This is a genomic window from Actinomyces timonensis, from assembly GCF_040702965.1.
GTDB classification, from domain to species: Bacteria; Actinomycetota; Actinomycetes; order Actinomycetales; family Actinomycetaceae; genus Actinomyces; species Actinomyces timonensis_A.
The window spans coordinates 466,601-483,105 of the sequence record NZ_CP159989.1 but is presented as its reverse complement, the minus strand read 5'-3'; the positions used below and the strand labels follow the sequence as shown (position 1 = coordinate 483,105).

At 73.7% G+C, this 16,505-nt stretch carries 13 protein-coding genes, 3 tRNA genes and 1 pseudogene; 7 read left to right on the top strand and 10 right to left on the bottom strand.

The window, feature by feature from the left end:
- Positions 1-125: 125 nt before the first annotated feature.
- The 9 genes and pseudogenes from ABXS69_RS02090 to ABXS69_RS02050 all read right to left on the bottom strand — a co-directional run bounded on the left by ABXS69_RS02090 (position 126) and on the right by ABXS69_RS02050 (position 7,360).
- A complete protein-coding gene (locus ABXS69_RS02090; RefSeq protein WP_366180956.1) occupies positions 126-1,586 on the bottom strand; it encodes a DEAD/DEAH box helicase in 1,461 nt (486 codons plus the stop codon).
- 305 nt (positions 1,587-1,891) lie between these two features.
- Positions 1,892-2,803 carry an EamA family transporter gene (locus ABXS69_RS02085; RefSeq protein ID WP_366180955.1) on the bottom strand — a complete coding sequence of 304 codons (912 nt, stop codon included), beginning with the start codon at positions 2,801-2,803 and terminating at the stop codon, positions 1,892-1,894.
- Positions 2,804-2,986: 183 nt separating this feature from the next.
- Positions 2,987-3,943, bottom strand: a complete 957-nt coding sequence (locus ABXS69_RS02080; RefSeq protein ID WP_366180954.1) for an AEC family transporter — start codon at positions 3,941-3,943, stop codon at positions 2,987-2,989.
- Between the two features lie 29 nt (positions 3,944-3,972).
- The gene (locus tag ABXS69_RS02075; protein ID WP_366180953.1) at positions 3,973-4,941 is read right to left on the bottom strand and encodes an endonuclease/exonuclease/phosphatase family protein; all 969 of its coding nucleotides are present in this window, start codon (positions 4,939-4,941) and stop codon (positions 3,973-3,975) included.
- 11 nt (positions 4,942-4,952) lie between these two features.
- Positions 4,953-5,389 (bottom strand): annotated as a pseudogene (gene msrB / locus ABXS69_RS02070) (peptide-methionine (R)-S-oxide reductase MsrB).
- Positions 5,390-5,576: 187 nt separating this feature from the next.
- Entirely contained in the window at positions 5,577-6,875 is a 1,299-nt protein-coding gene (locus tag ABXS69_RS02065; protein WP_366180952.1) for a mechanosensitive ion channel domain-containing protein, read from the bottom strand.
- Positions 6,876-7,040: 165 nt separating this feature from the next.
- Positions 7,041-7,113 (bottom strand) — tRNA-Phe (locus ABXS69_RS02060).
- Between the two features lie 48 nt (positions 7,114-7,161).
- Positions 7,162-7,235: transfer RNA gene (locus tag ABXS69_RS02055), tRNA-Asp, on the bottom strand.
- A 52-nt stretch (positions 7,236-7,287) separates the two neighbouring features.
- A tRNA-Glu gene (locus ABXS69_RS02050) sits at positions 7,288-7,360 on the bottom strand.
- Positions 7,361-7,489: 129 nt separating this feature from the next.
- Between ABXS69_RS02050 and ABXS69_RS02045 the strand changes: the two genes are divergently transcribed.
- Both ABXS69_RS02045 and ABXS69_RS02040 read left to right on the top strand, forming a co-directional pair.
- Positions 7,490-7,879, top strand: coding sequence for a metallopeptidase family protein (locus ABXS69_RS02045; RefSeq protein WP_366180951.1), 390 nt, complete (start codon positions 7,490-7,492; stop codon positions 7,877-7,879).
- Positions 7,880-7,949: 70 nt separating this feature from the next.
- Entirely contained in the window at positions 7,950-9,230 is a 1,281-nt protein-coding gene (locus tag ABXS69_RS02040) for a glycoside hydrolase family 3 N-terminal domain-containing protein (RefSeq protein WP_366180950.1), read from the top strand.
- 153 nt (positions 9,231-9,383) lie between these two features.
- On the opposite strand, the gene ABXS69_RS02035 is transcribed toward ABXS69_RS02040, so the two are convergent.
- Complete coding sequence (locus tag ABXS69_RS02035) at positions 9,384-10,874, bottom strand: hypothetical protein (protein WP_366180949.1); 1,491 nt, start codon at positions 10,872-10,874, stop codon at positions 9,384-9,386.
- Positions 10,875-11,149: 275 nt separating this feature from the next.
- On the opposite strand from ABXS69_RS02035, the gene ABXS69_RS02030 reads away from it, so the two are divergent.
- The 5 genes from ABXS69_RS02030 (at position 11,150) to ABXS69_RS02010 (ending at position 16,434) form a co-directional block, all read left to right on the top strand.
- Positions 11,150-13,084, top strand: coding sequence for an ABC transporter ATP-binding protein (locus ABXS69_RS02030; protein ID WP_366180948.1), 1,935 nt, complete (start codon positions 11,150-11,152; stop codon positions 13,082-13,084).
- Positions 13,084-14,820 (top strand): ABC transporter ATP-binding protein, encoded by a 1,737-nt coding sequence (locus ABXS69_RS02025; protein WP_366180947.1) that lies wholly within the window; start codon positions 13,084-13,086, stop codon positions 14,818-14,820. The genes ABXS69_RS02030 and ABXS69_RS02025 overlap by 1 nt, the downstream gene beginning before the upstream one ends.
- Positions 14,821-14,969: 149 nt before the next feature.
- Positions 14,970-15,449, top strand: a complete 480-nt coding sequence (locus ABXS69_RS02020; protein ID WP_366180946.1) for a phage holin family protein — start codon at positions 14,970-14,972, stop codon at positions 15,447-15,449.
- Between the two features lie 155 nt (positions 15,450-15,604).
- Entirely contained in the window at positions 15,605-16,081 is a 477-nt protein-coding gene (locus ABXS69_RS02015) for a hypothetical protein (protein ID WP_366180945.1), read from the top strand.
- A gap of 11 nt (positions 16,082-16,092) precedes the next feature.
- On the top strand, positions 16,093-16,434 hold the full coding sequence (locus ABXS69_RS02010; protein ID WP_366180944.1) for a DUF3618 domain-containing protein: 342 nt from the start codon (positions 16,093-16,095) through the stop codon (positions 16,432-16,434).
- Positions 16,435-16,505: the final 71 nt, after the last annotated feature.

Here is a 16,505-nt window from a genome sequence, read left to right as displayed (position 1 = left end):
GTAGAAGTCGAGGGCGGCCGGAGCATCCGGCCGCGACGATCAGCGAGGCGAGTGGGCCGCCTGAGTCGAGCTCTCCAGGTGGTCCACACCCGTTGAGGCTGCCAGGGCGGGGAGTCGCGAGGAGGTCAGCGCCCCGAGCGACGGCCCCGGTGCGAGGAGCGCTTCCGCCCTTGCTGCGCCTTGTGCCCAGCCCCGGCGCGGCGCCCACACGCCCCGTGGCGGGATCCGGCGCGGGAGACCTCACCGGCCCTGCGGCCGTGCGCGCCGCGGGCCGGCGCCTGGGCGCCGGCGCCGGTGGGTCGGCCCCCCTTGATGGCGACGCCGTCGGGCATGTTCTCGGCGGCCACGCGCTCGGCCTGCTCGCCGACGAGTACGGCGACGGCGTCGTCATCGGGGCGCACGCGCTCCATCTCGGCCTTGATGCGGGCCTTCTTGAGGAGCACCTGGACATCCTTGCGCTGCTCGGGCAGGACGAGGGTCACCACGGTGCCCGAGGCGCCCGCGCGGGCGGTGCGGCCAGAGCGGTGCAGGTAGGCCTTGTGCTCGGCGGGCGGGTCGACATGGACGACGAGCTCGACGCCGCTGACGTCGATGCCGCGGGCGGCGATGTCGGTGGCGACCATGACGCGCACGGCCCCCGAGGTGAAGGCCCCCATGGCCCTCTCGCGGGCGCCCTGGCTCATGTTCCCCTGCAGCTCGACGGCCGGGATGCCGGCGGTCACGAGCTTGCGGGCCAGGCGGCGAGCGAGGTGCTTGGTGCGGGTGAAGAGGATCCGCTGGCCGGTGCCGGAGGCGAGGCGGGTGACGACGCCGTCCTTGGCGGTCTTGTCCGCCAGGAGCCACACCCGGTGATCCATGTCCGTCACCGGGGAGGAGGCGGGGTCGACGGCGTGCTGGAGGGGGTTGTGGAGGAACTCGCGGACGATGGCGTCGACGCCGTTGTCGAGGGTGGCGGAGAAGAGCATCCGCTGGCCGTCGGCGGGGGTGGCGCGCAGGATGCGGCGCACGCTGGGCAGGAAGCCGAGGTCGGCCATGTGGTCGGCCTCGTCGATGACGGTGATGCTGACCTCACCCAAGGAGCAGTGGCGCTGGGCGATGAGGTCGAGGAGCCGCCCGGGACAGGCCACGACGATGTCCACTCCCGCGCGCAGGGCCTTGACCTGCGGGTTCTGGTTGACGCCGCCGAAGACCGTGGTGACGGTCAGGTCGAGCGCCGCGGCCAGCGGCTTGATGGTCTCGGCGATCTGGAGAGCGAGCTCGCGGGTGGGGGCCAGGACAAGGCCGATGGGATGGCCGGCGCGGGCGCAGTCCTCGTCGGCGAGGCGCTGGACGAGGGGAAGCGAGAAGGCGAGGGTCTTGCCGCTGCCGGTGCGACCCCGGCCGAGGACGTCCCGGCCGACGAGGGTGTCGGGCAGGGTCGCGGACTGGATGGGGAAGGGGGCGGTGAAGCCGCGCGCGGCGAGGTCGGAGACGAGGCCGGGGTCGACGCCGAGCCCGGCGAAGGTGGGGGCGGGTTCCTGGGCCGCGGGGCCGGATGCGGTGGTGGGGGCGGCGGGCGCGCCGGGGCGCTTGAGGGTGGCGGGCACGTGGGGTCCTGTCTGGATCGGGGCGGCGCCGCGCCGGTGGGCGGGCGCAGCGCTGCGGGGTGCCGGTATCGGGGCTCGACGGCGTCACCCGCCCGCACAGGGCCTGGGTGAGCCGGAGCCGGGGCGCCAGCCTGGCCTCGGCATGGCGCCGGGCCGACCATCATCCTCTCAGGTGCGCGCCTGCCGCGCCATGACCCGCGCCGCTCGGCGGTGGAGGAGGCGTGTGACGCCCATCGCCCGGAGCGCGGCGCGGGGAGGGGCGGTGGCGCGCCCGCCCCCAGCGGCAGGACCCGCCGCCGACCACCTCAGGTCCGCCCGGCGAGGGCGACGGCGAGGCTCACCAGGATGAGGCCGGCGAGCTCGCCGGCATTGGGCGTCTGGCGCAGCATGACGATCCCCACCACCATGGAGGTGGCCGGCATGAGGGAGGCCAGGAGGCTGAAGGTGTCGGAGCCCAAGCGCCCGAGGTTGATCTGGTCGAGGGCGTAGGGGACGACCGTGGAGAGCACCGCGACCCCGAGAACCGCGAGGGCCGTCCCTGAGGAGGCGAACGCCCCGGACGCCGTCGTCGCCGCCAACGGGGTGTAGAACAGCGCACCCGCCGCCGTCCCCACCGCGAGCGCGTCGAGGCCCATTCCGCTGGTGGCGACCTTGCACCCCAGGAGGATGTAGCCGGCCCACGCGAGCCCGGCCGCCAGCGCCAGGAGCATGCCCGCCCGGTGCGCGGGATCGGAGACGTCCAGCCCCACGCCGGAGATCGAGGCGACGCCGGCCATCGCGAGCGCCGCCGCGATCCTGGGCCTCCAGCCCCTGCCGGTGAGGACGGCGACGATCACCGGCCCCAGGAACTCCAGGGCGACGGCGGTGCCCATGGGCAGGTAGGAGATCGAGGCGTAGAAGAGGACGTTCATGGTGGCCGTGGCCACACCGAAGGCCGCGGCGGCCCCTAGCGCCCGCCGAGTCCAGTCGCGCCCGCGCGCCCTCAGCCCGCCTCCCCACGGCCGTCGCCAGGCGAGAAGCACGAGGGCGCCGATGGTGAGGCGCCACCAGGCGACCGTCGTCGGCGGCATGACGCTGAACAGCCCCACCGCGAAGCCGGCCCCGATGTAGGTCGACAAGGCTGTGGCGATGAAGATTCCCGGCGCGGGAACGGCGGTCAGCGCGGCGATGATCCTCCTGGACCGGAGGCCGCGCTGGCGGAGCGGGGAGGGGCGCATGAGGCTCATTGTCCCGCGCGGAAGACCCTCGCCACGCCCGCGTCAGGGATCGTCCTGGCCAGTCGCCCGCCAAGAACGGTCGCGATGCGCCACGGGGATCAGCTCGCCTGGGCGAACGTCGTCGCGCGCGTTCCAGCGCCCGTCGGAAGCACCGCGAACGCGTTCTGACCCGCTCCCGGGCCCTCAGCCCAGGATGGCCGCCGCGAGGAGGACGACCGGCGCGAATCCGGCCGTGGTCAGGAGGATCGCGTCGCGGGCCAGTTCCGTGGAGCGCTCATAGCGCGAGGCGTACATGAAGATGTTCTGCGCGGTGGGCAGGCATGCGGTGGTGACCGGCACGAGCAGCGCCTCGCCCCGCAGCCCCATGAGGCCACCGACGGCGAGGGCGAGGAGCGGCGCGACGAGCAGCTTCCAGCCCACCACGCACCACAGCGCCAGAGCGGCGGGACCGGCGGCCCTCCCGAGCGGCCCGACCCGGCGCTCGCGCTGCGAGTCGGCCAGGCTCAGCCCCAGGGAGAGCATCATGAGGGGGACCGCCATGCGGCCCAGCATGCCCAGGACCTCGGCGAGGCCCCCTCCGGCGATCCCGGCCAGGTCCCAGTCGGCCAGGTTGAGGGCGGTGCCCGTCGCCACGCCGATGAGCAGCGGGTTCCACAGTGGCGCGGTGGCGCGCCGCAGAGCCGTCCGGCCCGGCTTGCCGGTGACGACGTCGAGGATCGCGAAGGAGCCCGGGGTCAGGACGACGAGCTGGAGCAGCAGGATCGGGGCGATCGGCGTCACGTCACCGACGACGAGGAGCGCCACCGGGATCCCCAGGTTCGCCGCGTTGACGTAGCCCGATGCCAGCGCCCCGATGAGGGCGTCGGCCGTGCCGCGCCCCAGCGCCCACCGGTGCGCCGCCCAGGCGCTGGCGATCGTCAGCAGCTCGGCGATGATCGCGGCCAGCGACCGCGCGGAGACGACGGCGCCCAGGTCGGCGTCGGCCAGGGTCGTCACCATGAGGGCGGGGGTGGCGGCGAAGAAGGCCAGGCGGGTGAGGACGCGATCGGATCGGGGTGGGAGCGCGCCAGCGCGCCCGAGGACCCACCCGGTCGTGATGACGACGGCGAAGACCGCCAGCCCGCTGACGATCCTCAGCATCGTCTCATCACGGTCTCAGCACGGCGCGCTCACAGGACCGGCTCGAGGTCGGCCCAGGCGCCCACGTGGTCGGAGACGACGAAGGCCCGGGTTCCCCAGGCGACCGCGCGCAGGAGCGGCGCCCCCGGGGCCTGCGAGGATGCCCGGGCGCCCAGGCCCGGCATCCCGTCGGCGCCCGTGGGCCAGGGATCGGTGAGGAGGTGGTCGATGCGCTCGCGCGGCGCCCAGGCGGGGAAGGTCGGTCCCTCTCCCAGGGGGCGGGCCACCCCGGTGGCGGCGACGCCGCCCGGCCCCATGTTGAGATCTCCGGCCAGCAGCCGCGGCCCGGGCAGGGTGGTCAGAGCCGCCCAGGCGGCGGCGAGCTGCCGGGCGGCCACGCCGGTGCGCGTGGCCAGGTGCGTGGAGGCGAGGGTGATTGAGCCAACCCCGCCGTCCCCGGGGAGATCGATCCGGGCGGCGAGCATGGTGCGGGCGGTGGAGGTCTCGAGGTGGTAGGAGCGGGGGCTCCAGGGGCGCCCGTCCCGTCGGCTGAGGGTGGCTGGGCCCCTGCCGAGGCGGCGCACGTGCCAGGAGCGCACGGGCAGGCGGGACAGGATCGCGTTGCCGAATCCGGCGGGCCCGCGGCCCTTGATCAGATGGACGGGGGCGAGGACGTCATCCCAGGCGCGCTCCAGGGGCGAGCGCAGGGGGCGGCGCCGCATGCCGACCACGGGCCCGGCCCAGGCCGCGGCGAAGCGGTGGTGCTCCCATCCGAGCAGGTGGGCGAGCTCTCCGGCCTGGTCGAGACCACCGGAGCGCTTCTGGCGCATGTCGACCTCCTGGAGGGCGACGATGTCGGGGGCGAGCGCGGAGATCTGGCCGGCGAGCGCCTCCAGCACGGTCCGCGCGGCGGCGGGGTCGGTGATGTCGGCGCCCGCCAAGGAGGCGGTGCCGCCGTCGTGCTCGGCCCCGGCTCCAGGCAGGCAGTGCTGGAGGTTGAGGCTGAGTACCCGGATCACGGGGACCGACTCTATGCCCGCCCGAGGCGCCGAAGCCAGTGGCGCCGTCCCGCGCCCCCGTCCGCACCGGCCTCGGGCTCGCCGTCGTCGCCGTCGGAGGAGGCGTCGTCGGCCTCGAAGGTAAGGCTCACGGAGTTCATGCAGTAGCGCTGGCCGGTGGGGGTGTGGGGGGCGTCGTCGAAGACGTGGCCGAGGTGGGAGTCGCAGGCGGCGCATCGCACCTCGGTGCGAACCATGCCGTGGGAGGTGTCGCGCAGGAGGGTGACCGCCTGGGAGTCGGCGGGGTCGTAGAAGGAGGGCCAGCCGCATCCGGACTCGAACTTGGTGGTCGAGCGGAAGGCTCTGCCCCGCAGCCCCGGCACCGGTAGATGCCGACGCGCTTCTCATCCAGGAGGGCGCCGGTGAAGGCCCGCTCGGTACCGGCCTCGCGCAGCACGTGGTACTCCATGGGGTCCAGGAGGGCTCGCCACTGGGCGTCGGTGCGGGCGATGGCCGCCGGGTCCAGGCGGGGGATGTCGGTTCCAGACTCCTCGGCGGGGGCGTGGTCCGGTGCTGGCGTGGTCGGGTTGCTCGTGGTGCTCACGGGCCCATGGTCGCCCGCCCGCGCCGATAGCGCGAGCCCGACGGCGCTGTTTTCACGATCCGGGAACCGCGCCATCCGCGGATGCCGTCGGCTCCGAACCATCCGGTCCGCCGTCGTCCCGCCCCGAGTCCTCGGCGCCGGGCGCCTCCAGCTCGGCGACGGCGGACGCGCCCTGGGCCGTCTCGACGCGGATGCGGGTGCGCGGCAGGGCCTCGGGAGCCTCGCGCTGCAGCCAGACGAGGATCTCCTCGCGCACATGGGAGCGCAGGTTGGAGACATCGGTGGGGTTGCGCCCGGAGACGGCGATGCGCAGCATGACCGTCGCGGTGGAGGTGTCGAGGACGGAGAGGGAGGCCAGGCGCCCGTCCCACAGCGGCGTCCCGGCGACGACGTGCGCGAGCCGGGCCCGGATCGCCTCGATGGGCGCGCGCCAGTCGAGGGCGAGGTCGACCGAGCCCGTGTACTGGGTGGAGCGGCGCGACCAGTTCTCGAAGGGGTTCTGGGTGAAGTGCGTGGAGGGGAGGATGAGGCGGCGGTCGTCCCAGGTCCGCATGACCACGTAGGTCAGCGTGATCTCCTCGATGACGCCCTGCTGATCCTTCTGGACGACGACGGTGTCCCCCACCCTCATGGCGTCGGTGCTGGCCAGCTGGATGCCGGCGAAGACATTGCCCAGGGCCGACTGGGCGGCGAGGCCCATGACCACCGAGAGGATGCCCGCGGAGGCCAGGAGGGACCCCATGGCGACCCGGGCGGCGGGGAAGGTCATGATGACGCCGACCAGCCCGCAGATGATGATGATGGCCTTGGCGACGCGCCGCAGGATCTGGGCCTGGGTCGTCACCCGGTTGGCGCGCCCGGGCTCTCCGCGGGCGCGCACCCCCTCGACGACGAGCGCCTCGACGGCCTTGGTCAGGGAGACGACGAGGAGGGTCGAGGCCGCGATGACTCCGATGAGCAGGATGTGGAGGGCATCGCCGGTCCACGCGGGCGCGTCACCGTCCTCAGCGGCGAACTGGCAGCCGAAGTAGCCGCCCAGGGCGCTGCCCAGGATGACCAGCGGCGCGCGGCAGTGCTCGACGAAGTGCGTGTAGTAGCCGCGGCGCCGCGCCATGACGCGCAGGGCGAAGACGATGGCGACGGCGATGAGGGCGCCCAGCAGCGCGAGCAGCAGGACGGCCCCTGCGAGGGCCGCCACGTCGAAGGTGGCCTCGACGGCGACCTCCACGGTCCCGGGCGTGGCGGTGGCGCTCGGGGCGGGCGTGGCCGAGGGGTCGGGCGGGAACGAGGGGATCGGGGTGGCCGACGGACTGGGGATAGGGGTCAGGGAGGGGACCGGCGGCGTTGTCATAAGCACAGCGTACTGAGGAGGGTCGGGGGCCGCCTCATGCGAGGGTCGATGGCCGATGGGCCCTCCGGCGTCGGGCCGAGTGCCGCCATCGCGTGACACGGGGTCGCGAATGCATGGGAATGCGCGAAACCCCTGGAGCCTTGTGGGTTCCAGGGGCTATCGCCGTGGCTCCGACCGGCGTCGATCCGGTGACCTTTCGATTTTCAGTCGAACGCTCTACCAACTGAGCTACAGAGCCATGGGATGCGATCGGCCCGATCATCATCTGATCGGGCCGACCCTTCCGCGACCTCGACGGGACTTGAACCCGCGACCTCCGCCGTGACAGGGCGGCGCGCTAACCAACTGCGCCACGAGGCCTCGTGTGGCACGAAGCCGGACTCTATTTGAGTTCATTCACTCGCACAAGCCGTACCCCCAACGGGATTCGAACCCGTGCTACCGCCGTGAAAGGGCGGGGTCCTAGGCCGCTAGACGATGGGGGCCCAGATGCCCTTGGCGTCGTCGCGCCTCGAACCAGATAGAACCTTAGGCGGCGCCGATGAGAGCGCGCAAATCGGCTGAGCGTGAGTCGCCTCACCACGGCGGAATGGCGCCATGACACCATAGGCGGCATGGCCCCAGCCCACCTGACCGCCGAGGAGTTCGAGGACGCCGTCGACGCCGGACTCGGCCTCATCCCCGACGACCTCCTCGACCAGATCGACAACGCCGCCATCATCATCGAGGCCGAGCCCGACGCCGACCTCCTCACGCGCGAGGACTACGACGACGACGGCCTGCCCACGCTCCTGGGCTACTACGACGGCGTCCCCCTGACCGAGCGCGACGAGGGCTGGTCCGGGGCCCTGCCGGACCGGATCCTCATCTTCTCCGGGCCCCTGGAGCGCTGGTGCGACAGCCGCGAGGAGCTGGTCGAGGAGATCGCCGTGACCGTCATCCACGAGATCGCCCATCATTTCGGCATCTCCGACGAGCGCCTCCATGAGCTCGGCTGGCAGTGAGCCCCACCGCGCTCCGCCACTCGCCGCCGCCCACCGCCCCGTCCCGGCGCCATCCTCTAGGGTGCTGGGCATGACGCCCCTCGACCCGCACCCCGCGGCCAGCACCCACTCCGCCGGGCGGAAGCGCGTGGGCCGGCGCCCCATGCTCATGGCCGCCTTGCTCGGGACGGCGGGCCTGGCCGCCTGCGGCGAGGGCCCCTCGGGCTCCACGACGGCGGAGCCCGAGCAGAGCCCGTCAGACGCCCCCTCCCCCACCGGGACGACGTCGGAGCCCACCCGGGAGCCGGCCGCCGCGCCGTCGGGGACGACGGCCCCCGACGACCCGCTCGCGGGCTGGTCCCTGGAGGAGAAGGTCGGCCAGCTCCTCATGGTGGGCGTGGACGCGGCCGCGCCCTCGCAGACCTCCAAGGACGCCGTGACCGCCCACCACGCGGGCAATATCTTCCTGTCCGGCCGCTCATCCGCCTCAGCGACCGCGATCAGCCGGACCGTCTCAGCGTTCACCGGGCTCACCGAGTCCTCCACCCACGGCGTCCCCATGCTCGTGGCCACCGACCAGGAGGGCGGGAACGTCCAGGTCCTGTCCGGACCCGGGTTCTCCTCCATCCCATCGGGCGCCGAGCAGGCGGGGCAGTCGCGCGAGCAGCTGGTCGCCTCCGCCACGGCCTGGGGCCAGGAGCTCGCGAGCGCCGGGGTGACGATGAACCTGGCGCCGGTCGCCGACCTCGTCGATATCGCCAGCCCCGCCTCCAACGCCCCCATCGGCCAGTGGCACCGCGAGTACGGCCGCGACGCCGCCACGGCGAGCTCCCAGGCGAGGGCCTTCGCCGAGGGGATGCGCGCCGCCGGCGTCACCCCCACCTTCAAGCACTTCCCCGGACTGGGCCGGGTCAAGGAGAACACGGACACCGCCTCCGGTGTCACCGACTCGGTGACCACGCGCAGCGGGGACCCCGCCGTCGCGGTCTTCGGCGACGCGATCGCGGGCGGCGCCGAGGTCATCATGGTCTCCTCCGCCTACTACTCACGGATCGACGTCGGCGCGCCAGCCGTCTTCTCCTCCATGATCGTCACGGACATGCTGCGCGCCGAGATGGGCTTCACCGGCGTCGTCATCACCGACGACGTCTCGGCCGCCGTCCAGGTGCAGGACTGGGGGGCGGGCGAGCGCGCGGTGAAAGCCGTGAGCGCGGGCTGCGACCTCGTCCTGGCCTCGGCCGACGCCTCGGTGGTGGGCGCCATGGCGACGGCACTCGTCTCAGCCGCGCGGTCCGATCCGGCGTTGGCGGCGCGGATCGACGAGTCGGCCCGGCGGATCCTGGCGCTCAAGAGCGCCAAGCAGGGCGGATGACCACGAGCCATTGAGGCTTGCTCATGGGGCCAAGGCCATTCTCCTGATCAGCCCGGGAGCGGCGACGGGGATGAGAACCCGCGGGGCGGGCGATGAGCGCGCGTGAGCTCCGAAATCGGCGTTTTCGGCGATCCATTCACAGAGAGGCGATTATCAGCGCAGCTTGGTGGTGCCGTCCGGGGTGCCGGTGGTGTCGATCCTCTTGGCGAAGCAGTGGTCCCGGTCCAGCCCCTGGGCCTCGCACCAGGCGTTGGCCTGCTCCGGGGTGTCGTAGGCGACGCCGGCCAGGGTCACCCACCAGCCGCCGCCAGCGTCGAAGACCGGCCACTCATCGCTGTTGATGAGGACGGCGGTGGGCACGCCGCGGCGCGTGGCCTGGAACTCCTCGAGGGTGGCGCGGCTGTCCCAGGTCCTGCCCTCGGCGACGAGCCCCGGCCGCTTGGAGGAGAGCTGGGGAGTCCACTTGCCCTTGAGGGTGGAGGTCACCGTCGTCTTGTCGTGGGCCTTCTGCCACCGCAGGGCGCTGGAGGCGGCGGCGTCCTCGAGGGCGTTGTCAGCGGGATGGGTCTCGGAGCGCGCGAGCACGGAGACGCTGCCGCTCCCCACCCCCTGGGCGGGCAGCCTGGCGCCGGCGCTCCGATCGGGCTCGACGCCGACGCTGATGCCCGAGGCGCTCATGTCCTGCGCCGATCGGAAGTAGTGGCCCGCCCCGAACCTCAGGGTGAGCGCCCTGCCGCCGGAGGGGATGAAGAAGGGAGTGGCGGAGAAGTCGAAGCGGCCATTGGCCACCACGTCGTCGGCGCTTCCCTGGCCCGACGGCGCCTTGACGTAGAGGCGGTCGACGCTGCCGGCCAGGAAGTCGCCGTCGGCGCAGGACGAGGCCGCCCTGACCGAGACCTGGAGCTCCCCGTTCGACTCGGTCACCGAGGTCGGGGTGAGAATCGGGGCTGTGCCGCAGGCCTCGATGGCTGAGCCCATCGTCACCGAGGGCTCGACGGACGGGGGCTGGGAGCCCTGAGCCGGGTCCTGCGGGCCCTGGGGAGCGCCGTCGGCAGCCACGGCGCTCCCGCCCGTGGCACCGTCCCCGTGGCGGGAGGTGCCGTACCACGCGCCACCGCCCGCGGCGATGACGAGCAGCAGGATGATGACGACGATGAGGAGCCCCCGCTGGGACGGGCGCGGCTCCTGGGACAGGGGCGCGGGCTCGGCGCCGGGCTGGGGCTGGTAGGGGAAGGCCTGCTGGTACGGCGCCGAGGCCATGTAGGCCGACGGCGCGCTGTAGGCGGAGGGGGCGGAGAACCCCGAGTAGGCGGCCTGCGGCACGGGACCGGCGAAGCTCGTGGGCGCCTGGCTGGGAGTGTCGGCCCAGGCGGCCGCGTCATCCATCGGGGGCAGGGGGGCGACATCGCCCGTCCCAGCCGTATCAGCTTCATCGGCTTCATCGGCGCTGTCGGCCTCAGCGGGTGAATCGGCATCAGCGGCCGCCTCATCCGCGGGAGCGGCGGGCTCCTCACCGTCGTCCCCAGCGCCCTCAGCGGTAACGCCGCCCCCGTCGTCGATCTCCTCGGCGTCCTCGCAGGCCGCGCCGGCCGGCAGATCCTCATGCGGGGTGCCGGTCTCGTCGTCGGGGTGTCGGGGATCCACGGGAGCCTCCCAGGTGAACGCGGTCGGGGGTGATCACCCGAGGGCCGGGGAGCACCACCGTCACGCCTCGGCCTCGGGCCGACCCTGATCCTAACCATGAGCGCGCTGGCCAGGCCAAGGAGCTGTGAGACCGGTCGAAATCTCGCGCGAGACCGGTCGATATCAGGATCGAGACCGGTCGATATCAGGATCGAGACCGGCCCGGGAACCGGTCTCACTCCTATTTTCGACCGGTCTCGATGAGGGGACTGGGCGGCGGCTAGGCTCGGAGGATCATGCGATTCCTGCCCGTACCGGACGCGCCGCTGACCACACCGCCCACGCGCTCCACCCGCGCCGTCCTGGCCTGGCTGCTGCGGCGCGCCGCCGCCCCCTTCGCCGTCGCCTGCGCGGCCTCCATCGTCGCCAATGTCATCCAGGCGATCGTCCCGGCGTTCCTCGGTGCCGCCCTCGACTCGGGGATCGAGCACGGCCTGACGCCGCGCATCTGGGCCCTCGCCCTGGGGCTGCTCGCCCTGTTCTGCGTCTACGCCGTCGGGGACACGGCGCTGTCCTACTTCTCCACCCTCGTGCGCCTGCGCATCTCCTTCGACATCGACCGCCTCGTCGGCCGCCAGGTGACCACCACCGGCGCCGCCCTGGGCCGCCAGACCTCCTCAGGCGAGGTCTCCTCGATCGTCGCCTCGGACTCGGACTCCATCGGCACCTTCTTCCAGCGCGCGGTCCCGGTCATCGGGGCGGCGGTCTCCTTCGCGGTCGTCGCCGTGCTCATGCTGCGCACCTCCCCACTGCTGGGCACGATCGTCATCATCGGGATGCCGCTGACGGCGTGGATCGTCACCCTCGTCATCAAGCCCCTCCAGTCGCGCCAGTCGCGCCAGCGCGAGGCGCAGTCCGAGGTCACCACGATCACCACCGACACCGTCGCCGGATTGCGGATCCTGCGCGGCATCGGCGGGGAGGAGGTCTTCGCCGACCGCTACCGGCAGGCCTCTCAGGAGCTGCGGCGCCGGGGCGTGCAGGTGGCCGGGACCCAGTCGATCCTCATGAGCCTGCAGGTCCTCCTCCCAGGACTGTTCGTGGCCGCCATCGTGTGGGCCGCGGCCAGGCTGGCCATCGAGGGGGAGATCACCGCCGGGGAGCTCGTCACCTTCTACGGCTACACCGCGTACCTGTCCTGGCCCCTCATGGTCTTCTCCTCCTCCGTCCAGGAGTACACGCGCGCCGTCGTGGGCGCGCGCCGCCTGCGCCGGCTCCTCGAGACCGCCCCCACCGCCGGGAGCGCCGCCGAGCGCCGGCGCCTGGAGCGCGACATGCGCTCCGTCGAGCCCGTGACCGGCCAGATCCACGACACCGCCTCCGGGGCCCGCTTCGCCCCCGGGCTCATGACGGCGATCGTCGCCCCCAACCCGGATATCGCCGCCGCCCTGGCCACCCGCCTGGGGCGCTTCGACGACGGCGCCTCCCCCGTCACGCTGGACGGCACCGACCTGCGGGAGATGGGACTGGCCCGGGCGCGCGCGAGCATCGTCGTGGCGGGGGCCGAGGCCCAACTCTTCACCGGGACGCTGCGACAGGCCCTTTCCGGGCGGGACGCCCCCGGCCCCGTCCCCGTGGGCCCGGCCGAGCTCGCCGCGGCGGAGGCCCGGAGGGCCGGGGTGGCCGACGTCGACCAGCAGGTCCGCCCGCAGCCGCGCCAGGCCGATGGCGACAACCGGCTCCTGGCCGCCCTGGAGGCCGCCGACGCGAGCGACATCCTCACCTCCCTGGACGCCGGCCTCGCCGGGATGATCACGGAGAAGGGGCGCTCCCTGTCCGGCGGGCAGCGCCAAAGGGTCGCCCTGGCCCGCGCCCTGCTCACCGAGGCACCCGCCCTCGTGCTCATCTCCCCGACCTCCGCCCTCGACTCCCATACCGAGGCGCGGGTGGCCCAGCGGATCCGCTCGGCGCGCGCCGGGCGCACCACGGTGGTGGTCACCGAGTCTCCGCTGGTCCTGGCGGTCTGCGATGAGGTCGTCCTCCTGGGCGAGGATGGCCGCGAGCGCGCTCGGGCCACCCACCGCGAGATGCTCGCGCGCGCGAGGGCGGGGGACGAGTCCGCGCTGGCCTACCGGCGGATCGTCGCCCGAGCCACCGGGTCTGAGGACGCTCCCGACGGCGACGACGCGGGCGGCGCGGCCACCGGGCCCACCTGGGGGGTGGATCGCTGATGGCGCTCCCCCTGGCTCCCGGTCGCGTCGCCATGCGCAAGGCGCTGGGCATCATCTCCGCCTACCGCTGGCGCTTCGCCGTCGTCCTGGCCCTCCAGATCGCCGCGGTCCTGGCCACGCTCGTCGCCCCGCAGCTGCTCGGTCGGCTGGTCACCCGCGCCTCACAGGGCACCGCGACCGTCGACTATGTGGACAAGATCGCGCTCACGATCATCCTCGTCACCATCGTTGGGGCTCTCATCAACCGCTACGCGCAGATGCACGCGCGCACTCTGGGCGAGTCGGTGTTCGCGGACCTGCGCGAGAGGATGATGACGCGAGTGGTCCACCTGCCCCTGTCCGCCGTCGAGTCCGCGGGCACCGGGGACCTCGTGGGCCGCACCACCAACGACATCTCCCGCATCGAGTTCCTCGTGAGGGTGGGGATCCCTCAGATCATGGTGTGCGTGGTGACGATCGCCCTCACGGCGCTGGCCGCCTTCACCGCCGATTGGCTCCTCGCCCTGGCACTGGGCGTCATCGCGCCACCGGTGTGGTTGACGATGCGCTGGTACCTGCGCCGCGCGGTGCCGGTCTACCGGGCGGGCCTCGCCGCCGTGGCGCGATTGAACGGCACGGTCTCGGAGACCGTCGAGCACGCTGAGACGGTGGACGCGCTGGCCTTGGGCGCGCGCCGCGAGGCGGCCCTGCGCGCGGATGTCACCGAGGCCTGGAGCCTGGAGGAGCTGGCCGCGCGCCTGCGCCTGGTCATGTTCCTCATCCTCGACGTCGCCTGGCGGGCCCCGGTGGTCGTGGTCCTGCTATGGGGCGGGTTCCTGGCCTCACGCGGCTGGGTGGGCCTGGGGGAGATCACCACGGTGGCGCTGTACGCCATGGAGATCCGCAAGCCGATCGGCCAGCTCATGTTCTGGATCGACCTGCTGCAGGTGACCCAGGCGGCGCTGTCGCGGATCATGGGGGTGGAGGAGGTCCCGCCGGACCGCACCCCCACCGGCGAGGCCCCCCGGGGCAAGCGGATCGTGCTCGACGACGTCCGCTTCGCCTACCGCGAGGGCGTCGAGGTGCTCCACGGCATCTGCCTGGAGCTCGTGCCCGGGGAGAGGCTCGCCTTCGTGGGCCCTTCCGGATCGGGCAAGTCCACGCTGGGGCGGATGCTCGCGGGCATCAACCCGCCGACCTCGGGGACGGTGACCGTCGGCGGGGTGAGCCTGACCGACCTGACCGAGACCGAGCTGCGCGGGCACGTGGCCCTCGTGACGCAGGAGCACCACGTGTTCGTCGGCTCGATCGCGGACAACCTTCGCCTGGCACGCCCGGACGCCGACGACGACACCCTGCGCCGGGCGCTGGCCTCAATCGGGGCCGACGCCTGGGTGAGCGCCCTTCCCGACGGGATGGGCACGCGCGTCGGCTCGGGCAACCTGGCGCTCACGCCGGCCCAGGCCCAGGAGGTGGCACTGGCGAGGCTGGTCCTGCTCAACCCGCACACCCTCATCCTCGACGAGGCGACCTCCCTGCTGGACCCCGGCGCGGCCCGGCGCCTGGAGCGCGCGCTGTCCACCGCGCTGGCCGGGCGCACGGTCATCGAGATCGCCCACCGCCTGTCGACCGCCCACGACGCCGACCGGGTCGCCGTGGTCATGGAGGGCAGGATCATCGAGCTGGGCACGCATGACGAGCTCGTGGCGCTCGGAGGGGAGTACGCCTCCCTGTGGGAGGCCTGGAGCCGCTCCTGAGGGACAAGGTCGATGGGCCCTTTCCCCCTCGGCGCGGCGGAGCGGCGCCCATGCGCGCGCTCGGCGCGCGCGGCGCCGCACGGTATGACATCCTGTGTGCAGCATCCGCGCACCGCGCCCGACCGCGCATCCGACCAGGAGGGTGAACCATGAGCGAGACTCCCACCACGCCACCGCCGCCAGGCGCCCCCGGCTCCTACGGCCAGGGCGGCGCGCGCGGCCCCCAGCCGACGATCGGCGAGCTCATCGCCGGGATCTCGGAGAACATCTCCGGCCTCGTCCGGGGGGAGATCGCCCTGGCCAAGGCCAAGGGCAAGCGCATGGTCACGAACCTGGGGCTCGGCGTGGGGCTTCTCGGCGCGGCGGGCGTCCTCGCACTGTTCGCCCTCGGGCTCTTCCTGGGGGGGATCAGGCGCCTGCTGGCGCTCGCGCTGCCACTGTGGGCGAGTTACCTCATCGTGGCGCTCGTCCTGTTCATCATCGTCGCGATCCTGGCGCGCCTGGGCGTCAAGCACCTCAAGAAGGGCCGCAGTGACGTCCCGGCGCCCCAGGAGGGCCTGCGCTCCAGCGCCCAGACCGTGAAGTCCGCCGTCGCCTCCGGCCTGAGGAAGGGAGGCGAGGCGCGATGAGCGCCCAGCCTGATTACGGCATCATGCCCGGCGGCCGGCCGGGAGCCGCGGGAGCGCCGGGAGCAACCGCGCGGTCGGTGACCCCCGCGGCACGGGTCGCGGGACCTCGGCCCGACCAGCCCGCGCCCGCCGCGGCGCCCACTGGGGCGCCTCAGATGCCGCCGAGCCCCGCCGCCCCCCGAGCGCGCGCGCCCCGCTCCGACGCGGCGCCCGGCGCCCCCGCCCGGTCCGGGGCGCCGTCGAGCCCCGAGGAGATCCAGGCGGCGCTCGATGCCCGCCGCGCCGCCCTGGCCGCGGACGCCGAGGCCTTGGGCGAGCGCCTGGCGCCCGCCGCCGTCAAGGCCGCCGCGGCCCGGAGGGCGTCGGCCGCCCTGGCCGCCGCGCGCGGCTGCGCTGCGGAGGCCGGCACCCAGGCGCGCTCCTTCGTCGACGCCCACCGGCACGACTCCCCTGCCCAGGTCGCGAAGAGCGCCGCCATGCGCGTCAAGCGCTTCCTCGATGACGCGGCCGACGGCGACCCCCTCGCCCTGGGGGTCGTCTCCCTGGCCGGCATCGTCCTGGCCGGCGGCGGCATCACCAGTCTTGTCAGGCTCGCCCGGGCGGACCGGCGCCAGGCATTCGCAGCGGAGTGACAGGAGCACCCATGAGCGAGCGAAGCGGGTCGGCGGCGCCGACCCCCGAGGAGATCGAGGCCCGACTGCGCGCGCAGCGCGAGGCCCTGGCGGGCAGCGTCGACGAGTTGGCGGCCCGCGTGGACCCCCGGGTCCAGGCGCGCGCCGCGGGCGAGGAGCTCAAGGAGCGGGCGCAGGAGACCGCCTCGGGCCTGCGCGAGCGGGCCGAGGCCCTGAGGGAGCGCGTCTCCGAGACCCTGAACCGCGCCAGGGCCGGCGACGAGGAGGCGATCCGCTCCACCGCGACCGTCGCAGCGGTGACCAGCGGCGCCATCGCCGCCGCCGTGGCCCTGGGGCGCCTGCGGCGCCATTGACCCGCTTCCCCGGTGATCGGGCCCTCGCCTGCGGGCCCGGAAATCCCAGCAGCCACGCCAGTCCCGTCCTC

Bases quoted from the DNA above. Each gene is read 5' to 3' on its own strand.
- ABXS69_RS02085 (WP_366180955.1), bottom strand. From the start codon at position 2,803: ATGCGCCCCTCCCCGCTCCGCCAGCGCGGCCTCCGGTCCAGGAGGATC.
- ABXS69_RS02080 (WP_366180954.1), bottom strand. From the start codon at position 3,943: ATGCTGAGGATCGTCAGCGGGCTGGCGGTCTTCGCCGTCGTCATCACG.
- ABXS69_RS02065 (WP_366180952.1), bottom strand. From the start codon at position 6,875: ATGACAACGCCGCCGGTCCCCTCCCTGACCCCTATCCCCAGTCCGTCG.
- ABXS69_RS02045 (WP_366180951.1), top strand. From the start codon at position 7,490: ATGGCCCCAGCCCACCTGACCGCCGAGGAGTTCGAGGACGCCGTCGAC.
- ABXS69_RS02040 (WP_366180950.1), top strand. From the start codon at position 7,950: ATGACGCCCCTCGACCCGCACCCCGCGGCCAGCACCCACTCCGCCGGG.
- ABXS69_RS02030 (WP_366180948.1), top strand. From the start codon at position 11,150: ATGCGATTCCTGCCCGTACCGGACGCGCCGCTGACCACACCGCCCACG.
- ABXS69_RS02025 (WP_366180947.1), top strand. From the start codon at position 13,084: ATGGCGCTCCCCCTGGCTCCCGGTCGCGTCGCCATGCGCAAGGCGCTG.
- ABXS69_RS02020 (WP_366180946.1), top strand. From the start codon at position 14,970: ATGAGCGAGACTCCCACCACGCCACCGCCGCCAGGCGCCCCCGGCTCC.
- ABXS69_RS02015 (WP_366180945.1), top strand. From the start codon at position 15,605: ATGCCGCCGAGCCCCGCCGCCCCCCGAGCGCGCGCGCCCCGCTCCGAC.
- ABXS69_RS02010 (WP_366180944.1), top strand. From the start codon at position 16,093: ATGAGCGAGCGAAGCGGGTCGGCGGCGCCGACCCCCGAGGAGATCGAG.